The organism is Rahnella sp. AN3-3W3 (genome assembly GCF_003263545.1).
GTDB classification, from domain to species: Bacteria; Pseudomonadota; Gammaproteobacteria; order Enterobacterales; family Enterobacteriaceae; genus Rahnella; species Rahnella variigena.
The window spans coordinates 17,447-39,733 of the sequence record NZ_JYDG01000016.1 but is presented as its reverse complement, the minus strand read 5'-3'; the positions used below and the strand labels follow the sequence as shown (position 1 = coordinate 39,733).

Genomic DNA, 22,287 nt, shown 5'->3' with positions numbered 1-22,287 from the left:
TGTTTGAGCGTACTGTCGTTACTGATATCGACGGTACGCAGGAACTGAGTCAGCAAAGGCGAAGAATCCGCAGGCAGCGACGACGCCGAACCGGCAATCGTGAAGCTGCCCATAGGTTCGTAACTGTTGCCTTCCACCGTCCAGATGTTATCCGCCAGGATCACGGCTTTGACGGTCATTTCGTTCATGGTCAGCGTGCCGGTTTTATCCGAACAAATCACCGACATCGCGCCCAGCGTTTCCACGGTGGGTAGCTTGCGGATAATGGCTTTGGAGCGCGCCATCGCCTGCACGCCGAGCGAAAGAATGATCGAGATGATCGCCGGTAAGCCTTCAGGTACCGCCGCGACTGCCAGGCTTATCACCGACAGCAGCAGTTCGCCAAACGGGATATCGCGCAGCAGATAACCGAAAATCAGCAGCGCCACCATCATGAACAGAATGATGACGAAAATGGATTTACCCAGTTTGTCTATCTGCACCAGCAGCGGCGTTTTATTGTCTTCAATGGAGGACAACATTTCATTGATATGGCCGAGCTCGGTCTGGCCGCCGGTGGCAAATACCACGCCGCTGGCGGTACCGGAACTGACCGTAGTGCCTGAAAATGCAAGGTTTTTGCGGTCGCCAATCGACTTCTCACCTTCCAGCGAATCGGTTTTTTTCGATACCACCGTGGATTCGCCGGTCAGAATGGCTTCTTCGACCCGCAGGTTATGGACATCTATCAGACGTAAATCGGCAGGAATTTTGTCACCGGGACGCAGCAGTACAATGTCGCCCGGCACAATTTCATCGGTTGCTACGGTGACCTGCTGTCCGCCGCGTAATACCAGCGCCTCACTGGAAAGCATATTCTGAATACTTTTCAATGATTTCTCGGCATTATTTTCCTGAATAAAACCAATTAAGGCGTTGATCACCGCCACGCCTAATATCACCAGTGTGTCGACCCAATGTCCCATTATTGCGGTGACAACGGCAGCAGCGAGTAAAATATAAATCAGGATGTCTTTAAAGTGAGAGATAAACTTAATAAATAAAGACTTACCTTCTTTCTGCGGAAGAACATTCGGTCCGTAATGTTTTAGTTTATTTTGTGCGTCTTCGGGGGAAAGCCCGGCTGGCCCTGACTGCAACCCCGCCAGACTTTCTTCTACAGTTTGCTGATACCACAGTTTTTCTGTGGTCGTTTTATTCACAGCAAGTGGCGCTGGATTATTCATAATGCCTGACTCCTTGACCCCTGAAATGGTTCATGAATGAAGCGGGTAATGAATGAATTGTCGTGATGTTTTCTGGCAAGATGCGTAAAGCTGTATAAACTATAATATACCGACTTAAATAGTGTTAATCCCTTGCTTTAAAAAAACAATTAAATAAACAAAAACAATAAGTAGCTTAATAGTCTTACTAAAAATACGTCATAGCAGAAAATAGCGGAGCCTGTGTATTAAAGGCCTGCACTATTCTGCCGGGAATAAATTTTTCGCATGTGGTTTGCATGAGGGGAAGTATTTTGAATATCCGCTTTTCTCCCGCTCTGATCCTCCTTTTACTTTTAAGCGCCTGCGATCAGAAAACCGCAGACGCCCCCGTTCCGCCACGTCAGGTTAAAATCGCTACCGCTGAAGCGGCCAGTCCGCTAAGTACCCGCGTTTTTCCGGCACGCATTCTGGCTGGCGATAATACTGATATCGCATTTAAGCGCGCAGGCCAGTTGCAGACGCTGGAAGTGCGGGAAGGCGAAGCAGTGAAACAGGGGCAAATCCTCGCCCGGCTGACTAACAACGATGCCCGTCAGCGTCTCAACGATCGCCAGAGCGCGGCCACGCTGGCGCAGCGTCAGTTCGAACGTTATCAGACGCTGGCACGGCGCAACGTGGTGTCGCAGGCGGAACTCGAAGTGCATAAAGCCAGCCGGGATTCGGCCAGAGCCGCGCTGAAAATCGCGCAGGAAGAACTGAATGATTTGAACCTGACCGCACCGTTCAGCGGGGTGATCGCCCGGCTTTCTGTACGCAATCATCAGGTCGTCGCCGCCGGTCAGCCGGTCGCGACGATCAGCCGCTCCGATCTGTTAGATGTGATTTTCAGCGTACCGGAAAACCTGTTTACCAGCCTCGATATGCGTAATGCCAGTTACCAGCCACGGGTACGCATTAACAACCTTCCTGACCGCGAATTCACCGCTACTTATAAAGAACACACCGCCAGCAGCGAAGCCAATTCGCTCACCTGGCAGGTGACGCTGATCATGCCACGCCCGGAAAACTTCCCCGCCGTCGCCGGTTTAAGTGGCACGGTGACGATTAATCCGGCCAATCTCGCGACGGCAACGCCCGTGGATACGCTGGTGGTGCCGGTCGAAGCGGTATTTAACCCGGACAGCAGCCAGCGCAATGAGGCACACGTCTGGGTGATTGCCGGTGAAGGCGACACATTACATGTCGAAGACCGCAAAGTGACCGTCGGCGAACTGACCTCTCAGGGCATCGAAATCAAATCCGGCCTGCAAAAAGGAGACAGAGTGGTCGCGGCGGGCGTGAGCGAATTACACGCTCAGCAACCGGTTCGCATCTGGGTCAGGGAACGGGGTCTGTGATGAGCATTAACGACAGCTTTATTAATAATCCCACGCGCGTCTGGCTGGTGATCCTGCTGCTCGGCGTGGGCGGACTGATTGCGTTGTTCAATATCGGGCGGCTGGAAGATCCGGCGTTCACCATCAAAACTGCCGTGGTGTCCGTACAGTATCCCGGCGCATCTTCCCAGCAAGTTGAGGAAGAAGTCACGCTGCCGCTGGAAAACGCCCTGCAACGCCTGCCTTATGTCGATAACATTTCTTCGATTTCCGCCGTCGGCTTATCGCAAATCACCGTCAATATCGACTCCCGCTATCACTCCTCCGAACTGCCGCAAATCTGGGATGAACTGCGCCGACGCGTCAATGACGCCACGCTGCAATTTCCGCCTGGTGTCAGCCCGCCGTTCGTGAACGATGATTTCGGCGATGTGTACGGCTATTTTTTCTCGATTTATGGCGACAACTTTACCAATCCCGAACTGCGTAAATATGCAGAACAATTGCGCAGGGAACTGGTGCTGGTGCCCGGCGTCGGTAAGGTCGCCATCGGCGGTGTCCTGCCTGAACAGGTCTATATCGAGATTTCCCGCGCCAAAATGGCGGCATACGGCGTGACCTTGCCGCGTCTGGCCGATGTGCTGAACCGGCAGAATCTGGTATCCGACGCGGGCAGCATGACCGTCGGCAGCGAGTCGATCCGACTGCATCCGACCGGTGGTTTTCAGAATATCGATGAACTGAACAATGTGCTGATCAGCCCCGCCGGAACCACGCACAGCATTTACCTGCGTGATATCGCCACGGTGTCGCAGGGCGTAAGCGATCATCCGGGCAATATTTACCACGCCAATGGCCGTGATGCGCTGACCATCGGTGTCTCGTATATTCCCGGCGTGAATGTCATGAATATCGGCCATGCGATTGAAGCCCGCATGCAGCAGTTGTCCGCCGATAAACCGGCCGGGATCCAGCTGAAAGTATTTTATGATCAGGCCTCTGAAGTGAAGAAATCCGTCGACGGATTCATCATTAACTTCCTGATGGCGCTGGCGATTGTGGTCGGTGTACTGCTGATTTTTATGGGGCTGCGCAGCGGGATCATCATTGCCGTGTCGCTGGCGCTGAACGTGCTCGGTACGCTGCTTATCATGTATTTGTTCGGCATCGAGCTGCAGCGTATTTCGCTCGGTGCGCTGATTATCGCGCTCAGTATGCTGGTGGATAATGCGATTGTGGTGGTGGAAGGCGTGCTGATTGCCCGTCAGCAGGGTAATCCGCTGATGAATGCCATTTCGCACATCATTAAACGTTCTGCCCTGCCTTTACTGGGCGCCACCGTGATTGCCATTCTGGCGTTTGCACCCATCGGCCTCTCGCAGGATTCGACCGGGGAATACTGTAAATCGCTGTTCCAGGTATTACTGATTTCGCTGATGCTCAGTTGGGTGACTGCTCTCACGCTGACGCCGGTGCTGGTGAAATGGGCATTCGCCAACATGAAAGTGGCAGAGAAAAAAACGGATGAGCAGGCCGATGATCCCTACGGCGGCTGGATATTTCGCGTTTACCGGCGCGTGCTGTCGGCGCTGCTGGTACGCCAGACTCTCACGCTGGTTGTTCTCGCCGCGCTGCTGGCGGCATCAGTCTGGGGATTCGGCTTTGTGCGCCAGAACTTTTTCCCGTCGTCTAATACGCCAATTTTCTTCGTCGATTTGTGGATGCCTTATGGCACCGATATCAATCACACCGCGCGTATTGCGGGAGAAATCGAAAAAGAGATCAATCATCAGGAAGGCGTGGAAAACACCGTGACCACCGTCGGTCAGGGCGGGATGCGCTTTATTCTCACCTACAACGGCGAACGCCAGTATTCCAACTATGCGCAGATTATGGTGCGTATGGACGATCAGCGGAAAATCGCCGCACTGACCCGCCGCACCGAACAGAACATTCGTGACCATTATCCCGAGGTCAATGCCAGCCTGAAACGCATCATGTTTGGCCCGTCCGGCGGCAGCGCGATTGAAGTGCGCATCAAAGGATCCGATCCCGATACGCTTCGCCAGATCGCCAGTCAGGTCGATAAAATTATTCTCGAGGACGGCGCAGCCGACGGCGTGCGCAACGACTGGCAGGATCGCAGCAAAATGGTGCGCCCGGTGTTCTCGCCTTATCTTGGACGCGAACTGGGCGTTGACCGGGGTGACGTCGACAGTGCGCTACAGATGAATTTCAGCGGCAGCACCGTCGGCATATTCCGTGACGGTTCGACGTTGATGCCGGTTGTATTGCGTCCCCCGTCAGTTGAACGGCTGGATGTCGATCACATGGCCAATATCATGGTCTGGAGCCAGACGCGCCAGCAGTTTATTCCGCTAAGTAACGTGGTCAGTGATTTCAGGGTCGAATGGGAAGACCCGCTGATCATGCGGCGCGACCGCTCTCGGGTGCTGACCGTGCTGACCGATCCGGATCCGGCCAGCGGCGAGACTTCCGGCGATATGCTGGCGCGTATCCGGCCGCAGGTTGAGGCGCTGAACTTGCCGCACGGCTACAGCATAGAATGGGGCGGCGACGCGGAAAACTCCGCTGAAGCGCAACAGGGATTATTCTCCACGTTGCCGATTGGTTTTCTGATGATGTTTATCATCACCGTGCTGATGTTCAGTTCGGTGAAAAACGCCATCGCCATCTGGCTGACCGTGCCACTGGCGCTGATCGGCGTGACATTTGGCTTCCTGCTGACCGGCATTCCGTTTGGATTTATGGCGCTGATCGGACTGCTCAGCCTGAGCGGTATGCTGATCCGCAACGGCATCGTTTTGGTCGAGGAAATCGGCCAGCAGAAAAAAGAGAAGAGTCAGACCGAAGCGATTATCTACGCCGCCACCTCGCGTCTGCGCCCTATCCTGCTGACCGCTTTCACCACGGTGCTCGGCCTCGCGCCGTTATTGCTTGATGTCTTTTTCCAGAGCATGGCGGTTGTTATCATGTTCGGGCTGGGATTCGCCACCGTGCTGACGCTGCTCGCGCTGCCGGTGATTTACAACTGTTTCCATCGTGAAGGACAACGACGTACACAATGAACACCACGGGACTGAATATTATTAAAACGCTCGGCTGCCTGACCGCCGTGACTTTTTTCACCGTTTATAACACTTACGACAATTACAATTATAACTACGACAGCATTCTGGCTTTTCTGACCTTTATTTCGACCATTGCCACGCCGCTGTTTTTTGTGGTTACCGGTTATATGGATGCCGGTTCGCAGCACACAACAGAATGGCAGATGAAGAAAATTCGCAGCATATTAACCCTCTTCATATTCTGGTTTTCGATTTATTATTTATGGGGGCCTTACCAGAAAGGCTATCTTATCCAACCGTGGTTCATCTTTTCGCTGGTCATTATTTACACCTTCCACCCGCTGGTGGAATGGCTGGCTAAAAGACGCGTCATTCTCGCCTCGCTGATTGCCGGTCTGCTGATTTTTTCGTTTGCGTATGATCTGCTGGCCATCTATTACACTGAACACAAAGCCTTTTCGACGCCCGCACAGTTCCGCATCTGGACCTGGGTGCTTTATTATCTGACCGGGCAGTTGTTGTATGATCCGGTGATTTCCGCCATGTATGGCCGCCCTCGGGTGGCGAAAATTGCCGCCATCGCCATACCATTCGTGTATATTTTCACCTGGTTTTATGAAAAACATTTCTTCTTTTCACTCTTCAACATGGAGCGCAACAGCTTTATTCTGACCGGATCGCAGGTCTATATTCTGGTGGTATTGATTATTATCGCGGCCAATGGCGTCAAACAGGACGCCACGCGGTTGCCGGTCAGTCAAATGGTCAGTTCGCTGGGGAAAACCATGACCGGCGTTTATATTCTCCACTACACCTTTTTCAATTTATTAATCCAGTGGATCCCGATCAATTCCCTGACCGCAAAACTGTTCGTCATCCTGCTGACGTTCCTGCTTTCAGTGCTGTCTTCAATGTTGCTGCTAAAGAACAGTGTGACGAAGAAACTGATTACGTTTTAAGAGGGCGGTCTGAGGCAGGGATCAAATATGATCCCTGCAAATGGGAGGAACTTTATTAAGGAAATTAATTATCACGTTTGTCTCTGCCAGTGATTCTATCAATCGCCTTAGACAGAAAATAGAGGAACACGAGCCACACTCCGATGCTGACAAACTTCATCGGCCAGGGTTCGACAAGCATAATGCAAAGTATTGGGCCAATAACGATCAGTGGGCCAATAAGTGCTTCAAAAGCATGATGAATAGTGAAGGTGATAATTTTAGAGGTAATATTAAGTAAGGAGCGGATAAAGCGTATAAAAATAGTATTATGCTGCATTACGTTTTTCCCCCGCCTGACCCATAATTTTTATGAATATGAACTCACCCTTTATAAGGCCATGTACAGAATCAGGGGACAGAATAATCCCGGCAATCCGCGTGGCGATATCTTCAATGTCAGCCATGTCATCCCTTAGCTATTAATAATTCCCGCGCAAATTGTAGGTCATTAATAACTCAGCAGCCAGACTCTTTATTGTATATACCTGCCGCGCAGTACCTCCGGGATCACAGATTGATCATTAACACAAAACCTCAACTCTGCTCCGACACCAGCACCGCCATGGTGTCTGGTTCCAGTGCGCGGAAGATGTGTTCCACGTCGGCGGGATAGGAAATGTAATCACCGGCATTCAGCTCCACCGGCGAATCCACCAGCCCGACGAGGGCACGCCCTTGCGTGATAATGATGTGTTCGACCGATCCCTGCGGATGCGGGCTGGAAACGCGATCCGCGCCCGGCTGGGTGGTCAGCAGATAAATATCCCGGCGCGAACCCGGCGGACACGTCGCCAGCAAAACGGCTTTATAATCCGCCAGTTCAGCAACCACTGTCGGGCCTTCGCCACGGCGGATCACCTGCATCTTGTTCACTTCCGGTTCCATCAGGCGCGCGAAAGGAATATTGAGGGCCACGCACAGCGCCCACAGGGTTTCCAGACTCGGATTACCGTTGCCCGCTTCCAGCTGCGACAGCGTTGATTTGGCGATGCCAGCACGACGTGCGACTTCTGCCAGTGATATACCCGCCCGCTGACGTTCACGAACCAGACCTTTAGAGATAACGCTGATAGGTTGCGACATGATCCTGCCTGTTTTATATAACGAACGATCGTTCGACTTGAAGAACGATTCAGATACGTTCATTATAATGGGAAATCGTTCGTTATGGGATTGAATTATGTCTGCGCGTTTCTTTTCACCGCTGGGAAGTGATGTGGTGAAAGCCATCTTCCTGGTCTGCCTGGCCGATGGTCTGGTGGGGATTTCGTATGGTTCGCTGGCCGTCGCGGGCGGCTTTCCGCTGTGGGTGCCGCTGATGCTCTCACTGCTGGTACTGGCCGGTGCGTCTGAGTTTTTATTTATCGCCATCGTCGGCGGCGGGGGCAGTCCGTTCGCCGCGGCCGCAGCCGGATTACTGGTCAATGCGCGCCATTTACCGTTCGGGATTGCGGTAAAGGATCTGGTCGGCAGCAAGGGCATGAGCTGGCTCGGTTGCCACATCATGAATGATGAAAGCGTGGTGTTTGGCATCTCCCAGCCTACTCATGAAAAACGCAAAAAAGCCTACTGGTTATGCGGTGCGGGTATTGCGCTGTTCTGGCCGGTCAGCGTGATTGCCGGTGCGTACATCGGCCAGTTCATTCCCGATATCAAAGCCATTGGCCTCGACGCAGTATTCCCGGCCATTTTGCTGGCACTGATTTTCCCGGCATTGCGCAGCCGCCGGACGCGCATTCCCGCTTCCTGTGGTGCGCTGATTTCCGTCGCCGCCGTGCCGTTTGTACCTGCCGGTATGCCGGTGCTGTTTTCCCTGCTCGGATTACTGACGTGGAGGAACCGGAAATGATCTCTCACAGCCTGATGATTGCCGGTATTGCTGTGCTGGCCGCCGGAACGTTCCTGATGCGTGTGGCCGGTTACCGTCTCGGTTCGCGCCTTAATTTCTCACCGGCGACGCAGACGATGCTTTCCGATTCTGCGACCACTTTATTGCTCGCCGTTGCGGCGACATCGGCGCTGTTTGAAGGCCAGCATTTTGCCGGATACGCACGGATTATTGGCGTCGGCGTTGCGCTGTTTTTAGCGTGGCGAAAAGCGCCGCTGATTGTGATTATTATCGCGCGGCCGCCGTTACGGCGCTGATGCGCTGGCTGGGTGTTCACTAGCAGAAACAAAAATGGCTCCTGCGAAGGAGCCATTTTCATATCAGTCAGGCGTTACGCCACGTCTTCGTATTGCGGTACCGGATTGCGGAAACTTTTGGTCATGCAGGCCAGATAAATGAAGCCGATTGCGCCCCAGATCAGCCCCAGCACCATCGACCCTTCTTCCAGATTCACCCACAACGCGCCCACCGTCAGCGCACCGCACAATGGCAAGAGCAGATACTGGATGTGGTCCATCACGGTTTTGTTGCGCTTCTCACGGATCCAGAATTGCGAAATCACCGACAGGTTCACGAAGGTAAACGCCACCAGCGCACCGAAGTTAATCAGCGCGGTTGCCGTCACCAGGTCAAAGTTAATCGCCATCAGGGCAATTGCGCCCACCAGCAGCACGTTAAAAGACGGCGTGCGCCATTTCGGATGGATATAACCGAAGAAACGTTTCGGGAACACGCCGTCGCGCCCCATCACATACATCAGACGGGAAACGCCCGCGTGCGCCGCCATACCAGAAGCCAGCACGGTGATACTGGAGAAAATCAGTGCGCCAAACTGGAACGCCCTGCCCGCCACCTGCAACATAATTTCAGGTTGTGACGCGTCCGGGTCTTTAAAGCTGGAGATGTCCGGGAAATAGAGTTGCAGGAAATACGTCGCCGCAATAAAGATCACGCCGCCGATTAATGCCGTCAGGAATATTGCCCGTGGGATAACCCGTTCTGCGTCTTTGGTTTCTTCCGACAAATTACTGATGCCGTCAAAGCCGGTAAAGGAGAAACACAGAATGGTCGCGCCGGTAATCATCGGCACGGTATGCGCGTTTTCACCCCAGAAAGGCTTAGTGCTGGCGAGCGTGCCGTAGCCGGTGCCGTGATCAACGCCATAAATCACCATACCGGTGATCACCGTAATCAGCACAATCTGCAAGACCACTACCAGCGTATTAATGTTGGCGACGGTTTTAATACTACGCAAATTCGACAGCGTCATAAATCCGACCAGCACCACCACAAATATCCACGACGGCACCGAAGGCACCAGCGCTTCAAAATAGATTTTGGCCAGCAGGATATTAATCATTGGCGCGAATAAGTAATCGAGCAGCGACGACCAGCCGACCATAAAGCCGACCACCGGATGAATCGCTTTTTGCGCGTAAGTATACGCCGAGCCCGCAGAAGGATAGCGGCGCACCAGCTTGCCGTAGCTCAGCGCGGTAAACAGGACGGCGATCAGCGCAAACGCATACGCCGTTGGCACATGGCCGTCAGTCAGGCCGGAGACAATACCGAACGTATCGAACAGTGTCATGGGTTGCATATAGGCCAGGCCTATCATGACAACCGGAATCAGCGTAAGACTCTTACGCAATTCCACGCGGGAGGCGGTACCCGTAACGACGTTATCCGACATGATGTGTAATTCCCATGATGGAAAACGCGGCATAGTGAGAGTGCTGCACCATTAATGTTTCCTTGCGACATGACTGTCGGTATCTGAAAGTAAATATCTATCCGGTACTAAGCCCGGCCTCTGTTTTGAAAGTTTTCTTGTGCGAAGAGTCCTTCGCCAATGAAGAAATAACGGTTAATCCCCGATTTGCGGGGCGCATATTTTGCCCTATTATGTAATGAAATGACAAGGCGGGGAGGAATAAAGACAGGCATTAAATAAAATAAGCAGTAAAAACTGGCACGTATTGTCAAAGCGGGTTTCAGCGAGTTTTAGAAATTGTTCTCATCATGTGAAACAAAGATAAAATGCGGTTATTAATAATCGAATTCTGGCGCTTAAATATAACCTTCAGGCCTGTTATTTAACATTCAGACGGTTACCGTCCGATCCCCGTGTCTGCATCTGTACAGGACAACTCGTACTTATGGGCAAAATCTGAAAAATTCGTCCACGGAAGCCTTTTTAGATCAGACTGTTTGTAAACACCGGAGGGGTAGTGCTTCGCAGGCAGCCGGTCGTGAGGTCCGCTGGCATGGCATACAGGGAGCTGTGCCGTGATGAAAGTCATTCACTTTTGTTGTTAACAGTTTGTGCTATAAATTCTGCATAAGAAAAACAAAACGTGTCAATTTTTCGCACAGCAATGATCTACGGGGTGGAATGTGTCTCTTTCTATTTCTGAATGGACGATGGCTAACGACATTGAGTGCTCGCATCTGACCGCGAGTAATTCCTCATTTCCGCGTCATACTCACGATGAATACGTCATCAGTGCCAATCTGACCGGCACGGAAGAAATCTGGCTGCACGGCAAAACCGGGCTGGTGCGCGGCGGCGACATCACGATTTATAATCCGGCTACCATTCAGTCTTCCCGGTTTGGCGATGACAAAGTCGAATTCCTCAGCGTGCATATTCCACAGTCATTACTGCGTCAGGTTTCGGTTGATCAGAATCTGCGTTCCGACCACTGCGCGCCGGTGCTCAAAGAAGGCGTACTGAATAATCCAGAGCTGTTTTCCGCGCTGTGCCATTACAAACGCACACTCAATGATGACGATCAGGAACAAAATTTACTGTGGTTGCTCGGCGCGTTGCTGGAAGAACCAGCCAGAGAACAGGAACAATCCCTGCGCCCTGTCCAGCTCGCTCTGGATTTTATGCGCGACCATCTGACGCGAAAAATTCATCTTGATACGCTGGCTCAGGTCAGCGGGCTGAGTAAGTTCCATTTTGTGCGGCTGTTCCGCCAGCACATCGGCATGCCGCCGCTGCAATACCATATGCAGTTACGTTTACTGGAAGCCCGCAATCAGTTGCGTAAAAACGACAATGCGCTGGATGTGGCGATCCGCCTGGGCTTTTACGATCAAAGCCATTTCATTAATACTTTCCGTAAAATGATGGGGATCACTCCCCATCTTTATTCGCTGTCCCTCAACGCTTCGCAGCAGATGAATCCGTCGCTTACACGATAAATTCACGATAGCCGGTGATCACTACATACAGCGCGAAGTACGAGAAAATCACCGCAGAGGCCATGTAAGAATACCGCAGCATTTTGGTGCCGAGCATTTTCCCGCCCAGACTGCCGACCGAGCAAATCACGACCGTCCAGAATACGCCGGCAATGAAAAAGCCACTCAGAAACCATGAAGCATCTGCCGTCCCGCCTTGTCCCATCCGCGAAATCAGCGCCCCGCCGACGGCGGCAAACCACAAAATTGCCGTCGGTGAGGACATCGCCAGAACAATGCCGCGTCCGAAATTTCGCAATACCGATCGCTGCGGAACGTTATCCCCGGCATTCAGATTTTCCGCGGGAGCCAGTGCGGCGCGGATCATTTTGTAGGTAAACCACATCAGCATCAGCGAGCCGCCGACCCACAATACCCAGCGCACGCTCTGGTATTGCAGCAAAATCGTCATGCCTGCCAGCGCCAGCACGGCGTAAATCAAATCACCGATACAGGTGCCGATACCCAGCCAGAAGCCGTGAAAATAGCCGCGTTGCATCGCCAGCGTCATCATGGCGATATTGGCAATCCCGATGTCCAGACACAGCGACAGGCTGAGCAAAAATCCATTTGAAAACGGCATCATAACGGGACTCTCTTGATTAACTGGTTGTATTCGATCATGTCATTGGTCGTGCCCAGCCGCGCCATCAGGATCTCAACATCTTCAGGGTTGGTATGCGGACAATGTTGCAGCATGAAGGCCTGCGCGCGCTCTGTATCGCCACCCAGCAGTTCTTCGCTCATCAGACGGGTGAGATTTGCCATCTGGGTAAAGAACAGCTCCGGATGGAAATCAATCGAGTCGGCTTTCAGCTCAACACAACCGTGCTCACGCAAATAATTGAACTGGATCCACGCTGCACCGGCATCGGGATAACTTGAGGGGCCGCGGCGCAGATAGCGCAGCATTTCGAGGAAATAAATGCGCGCCAGCACCGTGCGGTCGAGCTGCAATCCGTCAGTGACCTGCGGCGTCAGACACATCAGCAGACCGAACTGATCCGCCAGCGCTTCCTGCACCATCATTGATCCCCAGCGATCAATTTTGCTGAGTTTCGGGAAGACGTTTTCATTACGCACCAGCGAATGCCCCAGGTCATGCCCGCGGAACCAGGCAATCAGATAGCGCTGGCACACCTGGCTTTCCGGCAACGCGTCTTCCGCCCAGCCCATTTTCACCGCTTCGGTCCGCGAAAACAGTTCGAACAGTTGCAGGTAAGTATTGGCAAAGACCACCGTGCGCTTCACCGGCGAATACTTCAGTCCTTCGTCCTCCGGGAAGAAATACGCAAAGTGTTTCGGATACGTGTTGGCCTCACCCGCGATGCCAAACAGATTGATAATTTTGTAGGCACAGCCGGGCATCGCCAGTAAATCCGCGGCGATTTCCTTTTGCAGATATAGCAGGCTTTCCGGGAACAGGTTGTCCATCACGTCGGAAATTTCCTGTAAAACCGGCGCGGGTTCGCCAAACCATGAGGAATAAAAACTCTGTCTGGATTTACCGACCCACGTCGAGGTGTTGCCAATACCCAGTACCAGTTGCTGTTCATTCAGACCGGCAATTTGCGGCAAAACTGTTTTTCCGCAACTGTCATCCGCCAGAATTTCCGCCCGTAAAAACAGTCCACGCCGGGTATCAGGATCGTCAAACATCGGTGCCAGACGGAAACACTGAATCGACATCTCTTCACGCAGCGCGTCCAGCAAACGGCTTTCACAGGCTGCTTCCAGCTGATTAATGGCTTCCGTCAGGCGCAGGCAATAGTGAATGGTTTGCAGAGCTTTGGGATGTAAATTTTCCGGAGCATCCAGATCCATCATTGAAACCTGATATGCCGCAGCAGCTGGCCAAAATGACGTAGTAAACATAGTTTCAGACCCTTGAGCGCAATAGAGTAAACCCACTACATCATTCCGCTGTAATCGGGTATTGGAAGAAATTGCGCATAAGTCTGAACGTGTGAGTTTGCCCCCGGCGGCTACAGTTAAGGTATCCGTGTTTTTTGCCAGGTGCCTGACATCATGAGTTTATCTTTGCGCCATTATCTGCGCGTGCGTGGCCGTTTACTGATCTCAATAATTGCCGGTGTGGTGTGTTTTTTTGTGCTTCCGTCGCATCTGGGGATTTTACAGCGGCTGATGACCGGCTGGAACGTGCTGGCGTGGCTGTACCTGTTTTTCCTGTGGTTTCGTATGTTGCGTACCGAAGCAAAAGATATTCCGCATATCGCCAAAACTCAGGATGAAAGCGCGACGCTGGTGCTGACGCTGGTCACGCTGACCTGTCTTGTCAGTATTCTGGCGATCCTGATGGAGCTCGGTTCGCTCAAAGAGCTTACGGGAACCGCAAAAACGCTGCATATTCTGCTGACCGCGACCACGCTGATTGCCTCATGGGCCCTTCTGCCGACGTCGTTCGCCATGCATTACGCCCATCACCATTACCTGCGAAGGACAAAAGACGTGACGCCGATGATTTTCCCGGAAAAACCTGCCGAACCCGGTTACTGGGATTTCCTCTATTTCTCTTTCACCATCGCCGTCGCCTCACAAACCGCTGACGTTGCCACCGGCACCACCGACATGCGCCAGATTGCCCTGCTGCAGTCCGTCATTTCCTTTGTCTTTAATCTGGCGATTTTAGGTTTTTCAATTAACGTCGGGGCGGGCTTGCTGAGCTAGAGAGTGAAGTAATGCGCTGCTATTCATAGGATTTTCCGCAGAGTTGACTATAAGTGGAGAATAAGTAAAAAAACGCTGAATTTAGACTTCTATACGTCTAAAACTTAGTGTAGGTTTTTACAATATTTTCCCAATCTGGTTACGTTTAAGGAAACTCCATTTATGCGCACTTCGTTTGTTGCTGTGACACTCCTTACTGCCACACTGTTTTCTGCTGCCTCGTTTGCCGGTGCAACGCTTGATCGCGTGACGAAAACGGGCGTACTGCGCAATGCCATCGTCAACGACTATCCGCCTTTCGGTTTTATTGATGACAATAATCAGCTGGCCGGTTTTGACGTGGATGTGGCGAAAGCCGTGGCGCAGCGCATGGGCGTAAAACTTGAAATCATCGCGCCGGGCTGGGAAACCATTGTCGGCGGTAAATGGCAGGGGCGCTGGGATACCTGTATCTGCTCGATGACGCCCAACACTGAGCGCGCCAAAGTGCTGGATTTCCCGACGCCGTACTACAATTCGCCCGCAGTTCTGGTGGTGAATAAGAAAGATGACCGCTTTAAATCGGCCGCCGATCTGAGCAATAAAAAGATTGGCGTCGGCATTGGTTCTTCCTACGAAACTTACCTGCAAAAAACGCTGGTGATCCCGGGCAGCAAGCCGATCGCTTTCCCGTTCGATAACGTTCAGGTCATTCCAAGCGATGAAGAAGTGGCGTTCCAGAACCTGGCACTCGGGCCGGGCGTTCGCCTCGACGGCGTGGTTTCAGATCTGGCCACCGCTAACGCCCGTATCAAGCGTGCGCCGGTGTTTAAAATTGTCACCGAACTGTACGCAGAACCTAACTGGGTCGCGACCGATAAAGGCGACGCAGAGTGGGATAAGAAAGTGGCGGACACCATTAAATCGCTGCGTGACGACGGCACGCTGGCAAAAATCTCTCAGCACTGGCTGGGTGAAGATATTACGCACGAGGTACCGTGATGCCGCAAATCCCGGACAGCCAGCTAAAGGTGGAAACGCCGGAGCGCTGGCACCATGCACATGCGTTTACATTTAAAACCGGGCTGACCTGGCTGATTTTGCTCAGCCTGCTGCTCGGCGCGTTCAGCAAAATGGGGCTCGACTGGAGCCTGATCGGCCAGAAACTGCCCTTCCTGCTGGGTCTGCGTCTTTCGCCGGACGGCTTTATTCAGGGCGCGGCGCTGACCATTATGATCACCGCCTGTTCGATGTTTTTCTGTCTGCTGATAGGACTCATCACCGCGCTCGGGCGGATGTCGGACAATGCGCTGGCCTTTGGTTGTGCGACGTTTTATGCCTCGCTGTTTCGCGGTACGCCGCTGCTGGTGCAGGTACTGATTATCTATCTTGCATTGCCACAGGTCGGGATTGTGCTCGGCGCGCTCAGTTCCGGCATTATAGCCTTGTCGATGAACTACGGCGCGTATCTGGCGGAAACTATCCGCAGCGGCGTGCTCTCGGTACCACGCGGCCAGCAGGAAGCCGCGCTGGCGCTCGGCGTGTCACGCTGGACGGTCGCGGTTCATGTGACGGCACCGCAGGCGCTGCGCATCATCATCCCGCCCGCCGGTTCGATGTTTATTTCGATGCTGAAAGATTCCTCATTAGTCTCGCTGATGGGACTGTGGGAACTGAACTTTCTGGCGCAATCCTACGGGCGCAGCACGTACCGTTATATGGAAATGCTGGCGACGGCGGCGGCGATATACTGGATTATGTCGATTGTGCTGGAACTGCTGCAAAGCCGTCTTGAGCGCCGTTTTGCACAAGGTCAGCGTCGCTGATGTTTTAAATTCTTATCAACGGATACGCTATGTCTTTTCCTGAAGATTTTCGTTTAATCAGCTATCTCTCGCGTCTCGAACACGCCGTGCGTTTTCCGCTGTCATCGTCTTATCCGGAATCGATGAGCATCGATACGTTATTTGAACTGGCCGGAAAACAGCATCGCGCGCCGTTCATGCAAACCGTGCTGGATTACCCGCCGCTGCGCGGAACACCCGAACTGCTCGACGCCATCGCCTCGACCTATAAAAATGTGACCGCGCAGGACGTCATCAGTTTTGCCGGTGCCGACGAAGCGATTTATGCCAGCTTTCAGATGCTGCTCAAGTCCGGCGATCACGCGGTAGTGATCACCCCGAATTATCAGTCGCTGGAAAGCGTGCCGTTATCGCTGTGCGACGTCACCGGCGTGGCGCTCGATGCGGATAACAACTGGGCGCTGGATACCGGTAAAGTCCGCGATGCACTGCGCCCCAATACCAAAGTGCTGGTGATTAACTTTCCGCATAATCCGACTGGCGCGCTTATCAGCCGTCAGCAACTTAATGAGCTGATCGACCTGTGCCGTGAGCGCGGGATCTGGATCTTCTCAGACGAAGTGTACCGGCTGACCGAGTTCGATCCAGCCGATCGTCTGCCGCAACTGGCCGATGTCTACGAGCGCGGGATCTCCCTGAATGTGACGTCAAAGGCTTACGGATTGCCGGGTCTGCGCATCGGCTGGGTGGCGTGCCAGGATAAATCGTGGATGCTGGAACTGGAGCGCATGAAACAGTACTTGTCTATCTGCAACTCAATGCCCGGAGAGTTTCTCACCACCGTGGCACTCAATGCCCGTGCGCCCATACTCGAAAGGGTGATGGATCGTTCGCGCCGTCAGCTTGCGTCGCTTACCGCATTTCTGGCGAAATACCCGCGTCTGTTCCGGCTCTGCGTGCCGAAGGCCGGGGTGCTGGCGTTTCCACGTTATACCGGTGCAGAGGGCGCAGAAGCTTTCGCCACGCAGCTGGTTGAAGAAGCCGGTGTGATGGTGATCCCTTCTGTCGCCTACGCGTCAGAACTGAATACCGTGCCGGAAGATTTCCTGCGTATCGGTTTTGGTCGGGAAAATCTTGATGGAGCGCTGGCCGAAATGGGTAAATGGCTGGACAAAAGCGGCCGGTGAAGGGATGAAAAAAATGGGCGCGAAATTCGCACCCATTTTAGTTTTCCCCGGTGAACGGAAACCGGACTTACTGTAGATTTGCCAATGAATTACACGTTACTTACAGGCTTTGATCTCTTTCCACTGTGACCATTCACCGGTGAATGACGGGTTACCTGGCTCATTGTCCTGAGTCCAGTAATTCGCGAGATACTCCTTACCTTTCCAGTTAACACTTTCTCCGCCGTTATACACTTTACCGGCATCCCAGTTATCAGCGCAGCCGGTGCTGGTGCCTGCATCAGGGAGCGGCAATACTTTCGGTGTGACTGTCAGAACATACGTCGCCACACTGCTTTTCTTACTGTCTGAGACGGTCAGGGTGAAGTTGAAGCTTTGTTTGCTGGTCACCACCGGTGCAACAAAACTCAGCGACTTACGATCGTTACCGGCAAGCGTAGTGCCGTTCGGCAGCAGCCAGCTGTAAGTCAGTTTATCGCCGTCAGCATCGGTGGATTCAGCCGCATTAAGCGTTACATTCGCCTGGCTTTCCACATCACCAATCGGGCCGGAGAGTTTTGCCACTGGCGCTGAATTGCCGTCAGCCGGGGCTGGCGTCGGTTCAGGTGTTGGTGCAGGCGTCGGTTCCGGGGCAGGCGTCACTGGTTCCTCTTTACCGGCATCATCCACCACTTTCACGTTAAAGTAGTGTTGCACGCAGCGTTTGTAATCACCCTCTTTGAACGCAGAGTAAGGTGTCTGGTAACCGACCAGCTGACAGGAATACGTCAGGCCAGTAGGGGTTTCTGCTGACCATCCCCAGTCTTGTTCCCAGTATTGCGGCAATGCGCCCGCGCCACCGGAATCAAACTGCTTCATGTTTTTGCAGCCCAGCACTTCGTTTGCCGGAACCGGCACTTTCAGGTATTCCGCTTCGCTTTTGTAGTACGAGATACGGTTCAGACCCTGTGCAATATCCTGCGGGCCACCGCACTCAACGCCGCCGTTGATGATTTGGATCGTCACGCCGAATCCCGGTACCAGACCGTTAGCTTTGTCATGATCGTTTGGCTGCCACGTTCCGTCGATCACATGCAACATGCTCGGCTTCGGTGCCTGTGGCGTCACATAGAAAAATACCGCACTGGCAAGGTTCAGCCAGGTGTCAGCCACCAGCTCCGGTTTATCCAGCAGGGTTTTGACCGTGCCGAACATAGCATCGGAGAACGGGCCATAGTTATAGTTATAAGAAAGCTGTTTGGCTCCGCGACCGAAGTAGCTGACAAAATCCCCGTCGGCATCTTTGCCACACGGCCAGGTTTGTCCCTGCCAAACGTTCGGGTTACATTCGCCGTTGTAGCCGCCTTTCTGCCCTTCTTTCCAGCCCATTTCACGCAGGAATACCAGCCCCTGACGCCATTCGGCTTCAGGACGCCAGCTTTCGTGGCCGCCGGTTTCCTGCGCGAAGTGTGCAAACATGGTGGCAAGACCTTTGCGGCAAATGGCATCAGAATCACGACCATCGGTATACGTACCGCACACCGCCGGGAACTTACCGATGGCTTGCAGGAATTTGGTGTAGGTATAGCTCGGGTCACGCAGCGGGAAGATATAGTCCCACTTATCGCTGCCCAGAATGCTTTCCACCCGCTTGACGTTAGCCGGGTTATCGCTGCGGCCAGGGGCGATTTTATCAACAGAATCGTTGTCCAGCGTACGGATCGACGCTTTCACTTCCTGCATCAACGGATTTTGAGTCAGGCTGTTCTCTTTTTTGATCAGGTCACTTTCTTTGATGACATAGGGCTCTGACGTATCGGCTGCCAGCGCCGGTGCCATGCCGGACATCAGACAGGAAAGGGTTATAAGCTGTAAAAGGGCTTTATCTTTGGTTCTGCGCATAAGGATAACCTTATATATTGAGTCGAAGTTAAATGCTGAAAAATAATTTCCGCATGATATTAACTGGCCAGAGTCTCTGTAATACCTCCCTGCCCTGTTACTCAAAAGGTTATTCTCCCAATTACATTTCTGCTAATAAAAACAAAGTCATAAACATCATAAAAACAGGATGATATTTATTAAATTACGGCTTACAAACTTACGTCAAAAATAAAAATGCGGACCGACTCACTGGAATCGATCCGCATATTTGTCACTCAATGTGAAATTTCATTGATTCCCTTCGTTTACCGCTGAGCAAACGTAAATTTTTCCGCCAACCTCTTCACCCGGTCACCCGCTATCATTAATAACGGCCCACCGAGCACGCCTCCCATCCCGGAGGTCAACAAAATCATATTAAAACCCATATCCCTTTCAATAAAAACAATGCTTAACAGAAAGCCGGTGAAACACGACACGACAATTTGCGCAAAGCACTTATAAATATCCTCAACAGTAGGTTTAGTTTTGCAGCACATAATAAAACGCACCAACCCACCCCATGACGACATCACTAATATGGACACTAATAATTCAAATTCGATAAATACTACTTCTTTAGCATGAAAACTGATCATGATGAAAACCTCATAGATTAATTAAGCACAATTAGATAACTGCGACAATCATAATCCGGTTCGCATCAAGGCAATAATGACTTAACGTCAATAATTAATTTTAATCATCTTGTGCAGTATATTTATTAAAAAGCACTCATTAAAAAATAAAAATATCTCATCGTAAAACTCTTTAACCGCATTTATTGCCACATCTTTCAAACAGGCTCAACGGCTTTCAACTGAGAAAGTACCATATGTACATAACGTCTTTTGCTGCTGTTGGACAAGTAATGCATGTAAACAGGCGACTGTTTGATAGAAATTTCTTTCGGTAAATCAAAGTACTTTAGCTTACAGTTTCGCTCCCTGATAAAATAGTCTGCCAGCATACGAGGCAGGACCGTCAGCATATCACTGCGTTCCAGTGCGCTGATGATACCGTTGATAGAAGAAGAGCGGTAAATGACCTTGACCAGGCCCGCATAAGGCGCATCAATGGTCAGGGAGGTGCCAAGAAGGTTGGTGAAATCAGTATAAACACCGTCATTATAGACGGCGTGAGGTAATGCATAGTAGTGCAACAACGCCAGTTCTTTTTGATTGGATAATAAACTGTTGGCACCGCACAAGATAACGAAGTTATCCATGGCATCCATCTTTACCGACGTGATTTTTTCATGTTGCAGGACATGATGCGAAATCACCACATCAATATTGGCATGCAACAAACTCTTTACCATTTCATCACTCTTAATATTATTCGTACTGGAAAACTCTACTTTCACTGCTTTGCCTGAGTCGTTCTTATACATCCTGTTAAAATAATAATCCTCAAGTACATCAGGACACATTACGCGCAATATTGGACAGGATGGCCCCTCCGTTTTTGTCGACTGAAGGACATCTTCAATAATTGTAATCGCATTAACAAAGGAATCATGAATATCCAGCGCGGTGGCGGTGGGTTTCAGACCAGTAGCCGTACGGTAGAACAAATCCTCCCCAAGATGCCGCCTGAGTTTGTTTATCGACAAACTTATTGCTGAGGGTGTAAGGCTCAGATTTTCTGCCGCTTTTGAGATATTCCCTGAAACAATGACTTCGTTCATTATCTTAATTAGGTTGTAATCGAAATTAATCGCACTTGGCTCATTCATTATTGACTCTCCAGATAATGGGATAGTTTTCTGCAAAATAAATAATACAACTCTTTATGCATTTTACTGTCAGAAAAATCCACCTTTAATAGTGATAAGCATTATGATTTGCATATGCATTCACCGAAGATTCCGACAAAATTAGAGATTTATCCGCCCCTTCATCCAGCCATAAACGAATGATTCGTTGGCAGTTCGCCCTTCAGCCAGTTCCAGGTAACGTTGCCCCTGACTGCAATTGAGCGAGATGACAAGTACCCCGGCGCCTTCCGTACCGCGTTTCTCAAGGAAATGCGATAACGCCTTTAAGGTGCCGGGGCCAATTTTGCCGTCAACGGTGATATCGGCATAATGGGCTTCCTCCTGATTAAACACATTCAGCCAGCGTTGCAACCATTTGATGCCCACCACCGGCCCCATATTGGTGCCGGTATCGCACAGTTCCAGCGCCAGTACGGGTGCGATGGCATAGACTTTGTCAAATCCCGGCTGATACCAGTAATTTTTCTCAAGGATCAGGTAGGCATCTTCTTTCGTGAAATCGACCATTTTCCCCGTGTAGCCATAACTGCGGGCGGTCTTTTCGGTAATACCCCAGTGGGTCGGACCGCCGGTATCATTCGGGTGGTCAACATACCCGCCTTCGTTTTTCAGTACAGAATTGATCACAGGATTGGTAAACATAAGGTATTCCTCCGACAACGATTAAAGTTGAAGCGTCAGGAACAACGCGGTACCGAGCAATAACACTGAGACGATAAAACCAAACGCCAGCAGCCACGGTCTGACGTTTTTGACTGGTGGGGCCTTATCTTCCATGATTTCGACGGTGGCTGAGGTACTGACACGGATACCTGATTTCGGCACGGTAATAAAAAATTCATCCAGCCCGGCAAATTTAAGATCACGACGAATTAAATAAAGAGTCTGAGTGAGGCTGGCGTCGCTGGTGAATTTACTGCGACTCCCCCACAATGCTTGCGAGATTGCTTCTTTTTCGATGACCTCATCATGGGCATGTTCGATTATATAACTCAGGCAACGTGCTCTCATTGAAGTCAGTTTAATGTTTACATCACTGTGGAGTTTTTTAAATTCCTTTGTTTTTTCATTAAATACATATTCACTATTTATCAGGTAAACAGCCATCATCCTCTCCCCTCCATTATTA

Annotated in this window: 21 protein-coding genes and 1 pseudogene; 10 read left to right on the top strand and 12 right to left on the bottom strand. The window is 51.6% G+C overall.

What is annotated here, in order from left to right; all coding sequences use genetic code 11:
- On the bottom strand, positions 1–1,226 hold a 1,226-nt coding region (locus tag UC15_RS07190; protein WP_157960967.1), incomplete at its 3' end, for an HAD-IC family P-type ATPase.
- A 293-nt stretch (positions 1,227–1,519) separates the two neighbouring features.
- On the opposite strand from UC15_RS07190, the gene UC15_RS07185 reads away from it, so the two are divergent.
- From UC15_RS07185 to UC15_RS07175, 3 genes are read left to right on the top strand one after another with little or no spacing between them, the layout of a single operon-like run.
- A complete protein-coding gene (locus tag UC15_RS07185; RefSeq protein WP_112287798.1) occupies positions 1,520–2,605 on the top strand; it encodes an efflux RND transporter periplasmic adaptor subunit in 1,086 nt (361 codons plus the stop codon).
- The gene (locus UC15_RS07180; protein ID WP_112287797.1) at positions 2,605–5,673 is read left to right on the top strand and encodes an efflux RND transporter permease subunit; all 3,069 of its coding nucleotides are present in this window, start codon (positions 2,605–2,607) and stop codon (positions 5,671–5,673) included. The genes UC15_RS07185 and UC15_RS07180 overlap by 1 nt, the downstream gene beginning before the upstream one ends.
- The gene (locus tag UC15_RS07175; protein WP_112287796.1) at positions 5,670–6,635 is read left to right on the top strand and encodes an acyltransferase; all 966 of its coding nucleotides are present in this window, start codon (positions 5,670–5,672) and stop codon (positions 6,633–6,635) included. Before UC15_RS07180 ends, UC15_RS07175 begins: the two co-directional genes overlap by 4 nt.
- A gap of 64 nt (positions 6,636–6,699) precedes the next feature.
- Here the strand turns inward: UC15_RS07175 and UC15_RS07170 are convergent, their stop codons facing one another.
- The 3 genes from UC15_RS07170 to UC15_RS07165 form a co-directional block, all read right to left on the bottom strand.
- Positions 6,700–6,954 (bottom strand): hypothetical protein, encoded by a 255-nt coding sequence (locus UC15_RS07170; RefSeq protein ID WP_112287795.1) that lies wholly within the window; start codon positions 6,952–6,954, stop codon positions 6,700–6,702.
- The gene (locus UC15_RS25620; RefSeq protein ID WP_157960966.1) at positions 6,944–7,081 is read right to left on the bottom strand and encodes a hypothetical protein; all 138 of its coding nucleotides are present in this window, start codon (positions 7,079–7,081) and stop codon (positions 6,944–6,946) included. The genes UC15_RS07170 and UC15_RS25620 overlap by 11 nt, the downstream gene beginning before the upstream one ends.
- Positions 7,082–7,211: 130 nt before the next feature.
- Positions 7,212–7,760 (bottom strand): helix-turn-helix domain-containing protein, encoded by a 549-nt coding sequence (locus UC15_RS07165; RefSeq protein ID WP_112287794.1) that lies wholly within the window; start codon positions 7,758–7,760, stop codon positions 7,212–7,214.
- A gap of 97 nt (positions 7,761–7,857) precedes the next feature.
- Here UC15_RS07165 and UC15_RS07160 point away from each other — a divergent pair, with 97 nt between their 5' ends.
- Together UC15_RS07160 and UC15_RS07155 are read left to right on the top strand one after the other, a co-directional pair.
- Positions 7,858–8,526, top strand: coding sequence for an AzlC family ABC transporter permease (locus UC15_RS07160; protein ID WP_112287793.1), 669 nt, complete (start codon positions 7,858–7,860; stop codon positions 8,524–8,526).
- Positions 8,523–8,845 (top strand): annotated as a pseudogene (locus UC15_RS07155) (AzlD domain-containing protein). The gene UC15_RS07160 and the pseudogene UC15_RS07155 overlap by 4 nt, the downstream one beginning before the upstream one ends.
- A 51-nt stretch (positions 8,846–8,896) precedes the next feature.
- Here UC15_RS07155 and UC15_RS07150 read toward each other — a convergent pair.
- A complete protein-coding gene (locus UC15_RS07150) occupies positions 8,897–10,258 on the bottom strand; it encodes an APC family permease (protein WP_112287800.1) in 1,362 nt (453 codons plus the stop codon).
- 704 nt (positions 10,259–10,962) lie between these two features.
- Here UC15_RS07150 and UC15_RS07145 point away from each other — a divergent pair.
- Entirely contained in the window at positions 10,963–11,778 is an 816-nt protein-coding gene (locus UC15_RS07145) for an AraC family transcriptional regulator (protein WP_112287792.1), read from the top strand.
- Here the strand turns inward: UC15_RS07145 and UC15_RS07140 are convergent.
- Entirely contained in the window at positions 11,768–12,403 is a 636-nt protein-coding gene (locus UC15_RS07140) for a LysE family transporter (protein WP_112287791.1), read from the bottom strand. The genes UC15_RS07145 and UC15_RS07140 overlap by 11 nt on opposite strands.
- On the bottom strand, positions 12,400–13,692 hold the full coding sequence (locus UC15_RS07135; RefSeq protein ID WP_112287790.1) for a hypothetical protein: 1,293 nt from the start codon (positions 13,690–13,692) through the stop codon (positions 12,400–12,402). The genes UC15_RS07140 and UC15_RS07135 overlap by 4 nt, the downstream gene beginning before the upstream one ends.
- Positions 13,693–13,845: 153 nt before the next feature.
- Between UC15_RS07135 and UC15_RS07130 the strand changes: the two genes are divergently transcribed.
- From UC15_RS07130 to UC15_RS07115, 4 genes are all read left to right on the top strand, one after another.
- Positions 13,846–14,505 carry a DUF1345 domain-containing protein gene (locus UC15_RS07130; RefSeq protein ID WP_112287789.1) on the top strand — a complete coding sequence of 220 codons (660 nt, stop codon included), beginning with the start codon at positions 13,846–13,848 and terminating at the stop codon, positions 14,503–14,505.
- A gap of 162 nt (positions 14,506–14,667) precedes the next feature.
- Positions 14,668–15,486: a transporter substrate-binding domain-containing protein gene (locus UC15_RS07125; RefSeq protein ID WP_112287788.1), complete on the top strand. Its 819-nt coding sequence runs from the start codon at positions 14,668–14,670 to the stop codon at positions 15,484–15,486.
- A complete protein-coding gene (locus tag UC15_RS07120) occupies positions 15,486–16,310 on the top strand; it encodes an amino acid ABC transporter permease (RefSeq protein ID WP_112287787.1) in 825 nt (274 codons plus the stop codon). Before UC15_RS07125 ends, UC15_RS07120 begins: the two co-directional genes overlap by 1 nt.
- Positions 16,311–16,339: 29 nt before the next feature.
- Positions 16,340–17,476, top strand: coding sequence for an aminotransferase class I/II-fold pyridoxal phosphate-dependent enzyme (locus UC15_RS07115; protein WP_112287786.1), 1,137 nt, complete (start codon positions 16,340–16,342; stop codon positions 17,474–17,476).
- Positions 17,477–17,572: 96 nt separating this feature from the next.
- On the opposite strand, the gene UC15_RS07110 is transcribed toward UC15_RS07115, so the two are convergent.
- The 5 genes from UC15_RS07110 to UC15_RS07090 all read right to left on the bottom strand — a co-directional run bounded on the left by UC15_RS07110 (position 17,573) and on the right by UC15_RS07090 (position 22,268).
- A complete protein-coding gene (locus tag UC15_RS07110) occupies positions 17,573–19,357 on the bottom strand; it encodes a chitinase (RefSeq protein ID WP_112287785.1) in 1,785 nt (594 codons plus the stop codon).
- Positions 19,358–19,644: 287 nt separating this feature from the next.
- Positions 19,645–19,977 carry a phage holin family protein gene (locus UC15_RS07105; RefSeq protein WP_112287784.1) on the bottom strand — a complete coding sequence of 111 codons (333 nt, stop codon included), beginning with the start codon at positions 19,975–19,977 and terminating at the stop codon, positions 19,645–19,647.
- A 197-nt stretch (positions 19,978–20,174) separates the two neighbouring features.
- Positions 20,175–21,116, bottom strand: a complete 942-nt coding sequence (locus UC15_RS07100) for a LysR family transcriptional regulator (RefSeq protein ID WP_112287783.1) — start codon at positions 21,114–21,116, stop codon at positions 20,175–20,177.
- A gap of 141 nt (positions 21,117–21,257) precedes the next feature.
- Complete coding sequence (locus tag UC15_RS07095; RefSeq protein WP_112287782.1) at positions 21,258–21,800, bottom strand: glycoside hydrolase family 108 protein; 543 nt, start codon at positions 21,798–21,800, stop codon at positions 21,258–21,260.
- A 21-nt stretch (positions 21,801–21,821) separates the two neighbouring features.
- Positions 21,822–22,268 (bottom strand): winged helix-turn-helix domain-containing protein, encoded by a 447-nt coding sequence (locus tag UC15_RS07090; protein WP_112287781.1) that lies wholly within the window; start codon positions 22,266–22,268, stop codon positions 21,822–21,824.
- Positions 22,269–22,287: the final 19 nt, after the last annotated feature.

Coding starts and splice junctions, on each gene's coding strand:
- UC15_RS07180 (WP_112287797.1), top strand. CDS start 2,605: ATGAGCATTAACGACAGCTTTATTAATAATCCCACGCGCGTCTGGCTG.
- UC15_RS07175 (WP_112287796.1), top strand. CDS start 5,670: ATGAACACCACGGGACTGAATATTATTAAAACGCTCGGCTGCCTGACC.
- UC15_RS07170 (WP_112287795.1), bottom strand. CDS start 6,954: ATGCAGCATAATACTATTTTTATACGCTTTATCCGCTCCTTACTTAAT.
- UC15_RS25620 (WP_157960966.1), bottom strand. CDS start 7,081: ATGGCTGACATTGAAGATATCGCCACGCGGATTGCCGGGATTATTCTG.
- UC15_RS07165 (WP_112287794.1), bottom strand. CDS start 7,760: ATGTCGCAACCTATCAGCGTTATCTCTAAAGGTCTGGTTCGTGAACGT.
- UC15_RS07160 (WP_112287793.1), top strand. CDS start 7,858: ATGTCTGCGCGTTTCTTTTCACCGCTGGGAAGTGATGTGGTGAAAGCC.
- UC15_RS07150 (WP_112287800.1), bottom strand. CDS start 10,258: ATGTCGGATAACGTCGTTACGGGTACCGCCTCCCGCGTGGAATTGCGT.
- UC15_RS07140 (WP_112287791.1), bottom strand. CDS start 12,403: ATGATGCCGTTTTCAAATGGATTTTTGCTCAGCCTGTCGCTGTGTCTG.
- UC15_RS07135 (WP_112287790.1), bottom strand. CDS start 13,692: ATGTTTACTACGTCATTTTGGCCAGCTGCTGCGGCATATCAGGTTTCA.
- UC15_RS07130 (WP_112287789.1), top strand. CDS start 13,846: ATGAGTTTATCTTTGCGCCATTATCTGCGCGTGCGTGGCCGTTTACTG.
- UC15_RS07125 (WP_112287788.1), top strand. CDS start 14,668: ATGCGCACTTCGTTTGTTGCTGTGACACTCCTTACTGCCACACTGTTT.
- UC15_RS07120 (WP_112287787.1), top strand. CDS start 15,486: ATGCCGCAAATCCCGGACAGCCAGCTAAAGGTGGAAACGCCGGAGCGC.
- UC15_RS07115 (WP_112287786.1), top strand. CDS start 16,340: ATGTCTTTTCCTGAAGATTTTCGTTTAATCAGCTATCTCTCGCGTCTC.
- UC15_RS07110 (WP_112287785.1), bottom strand. CDS start 19,357: ATGCGCAGAACCAAAGATAAAGCCCTTTTACAGCTTATAACCCTTTCC.
- UC15_RS07105 (WP_112287784.1), bottom strand. CDS start 19,977: ATGATCAGTTTTCATGCTAAAGAAGTAGTATTTATCGAATTTGAATTA.
- UC15_RS07100 (WP_112287783.1), bottom strand. CDS start 21,116: ATGAATGAGCCAAGTGCGATTAATTTCGATTACAACCTAATTAAGATA.
- UC15_RS07095 (WP_112287782.1), bottom strand. CDS start 21,800: ATGTTTACCAATCCTGTGATCAATTCTGTACTGAAAAACGAAGGCGGG.
- UC15_RS07090 (WP_112287781.1), bottom strand. CDS start 22,268: ATGATGGCTGTTTACCTGATAAATAGTGAATATGTATTTAATGAAAAA.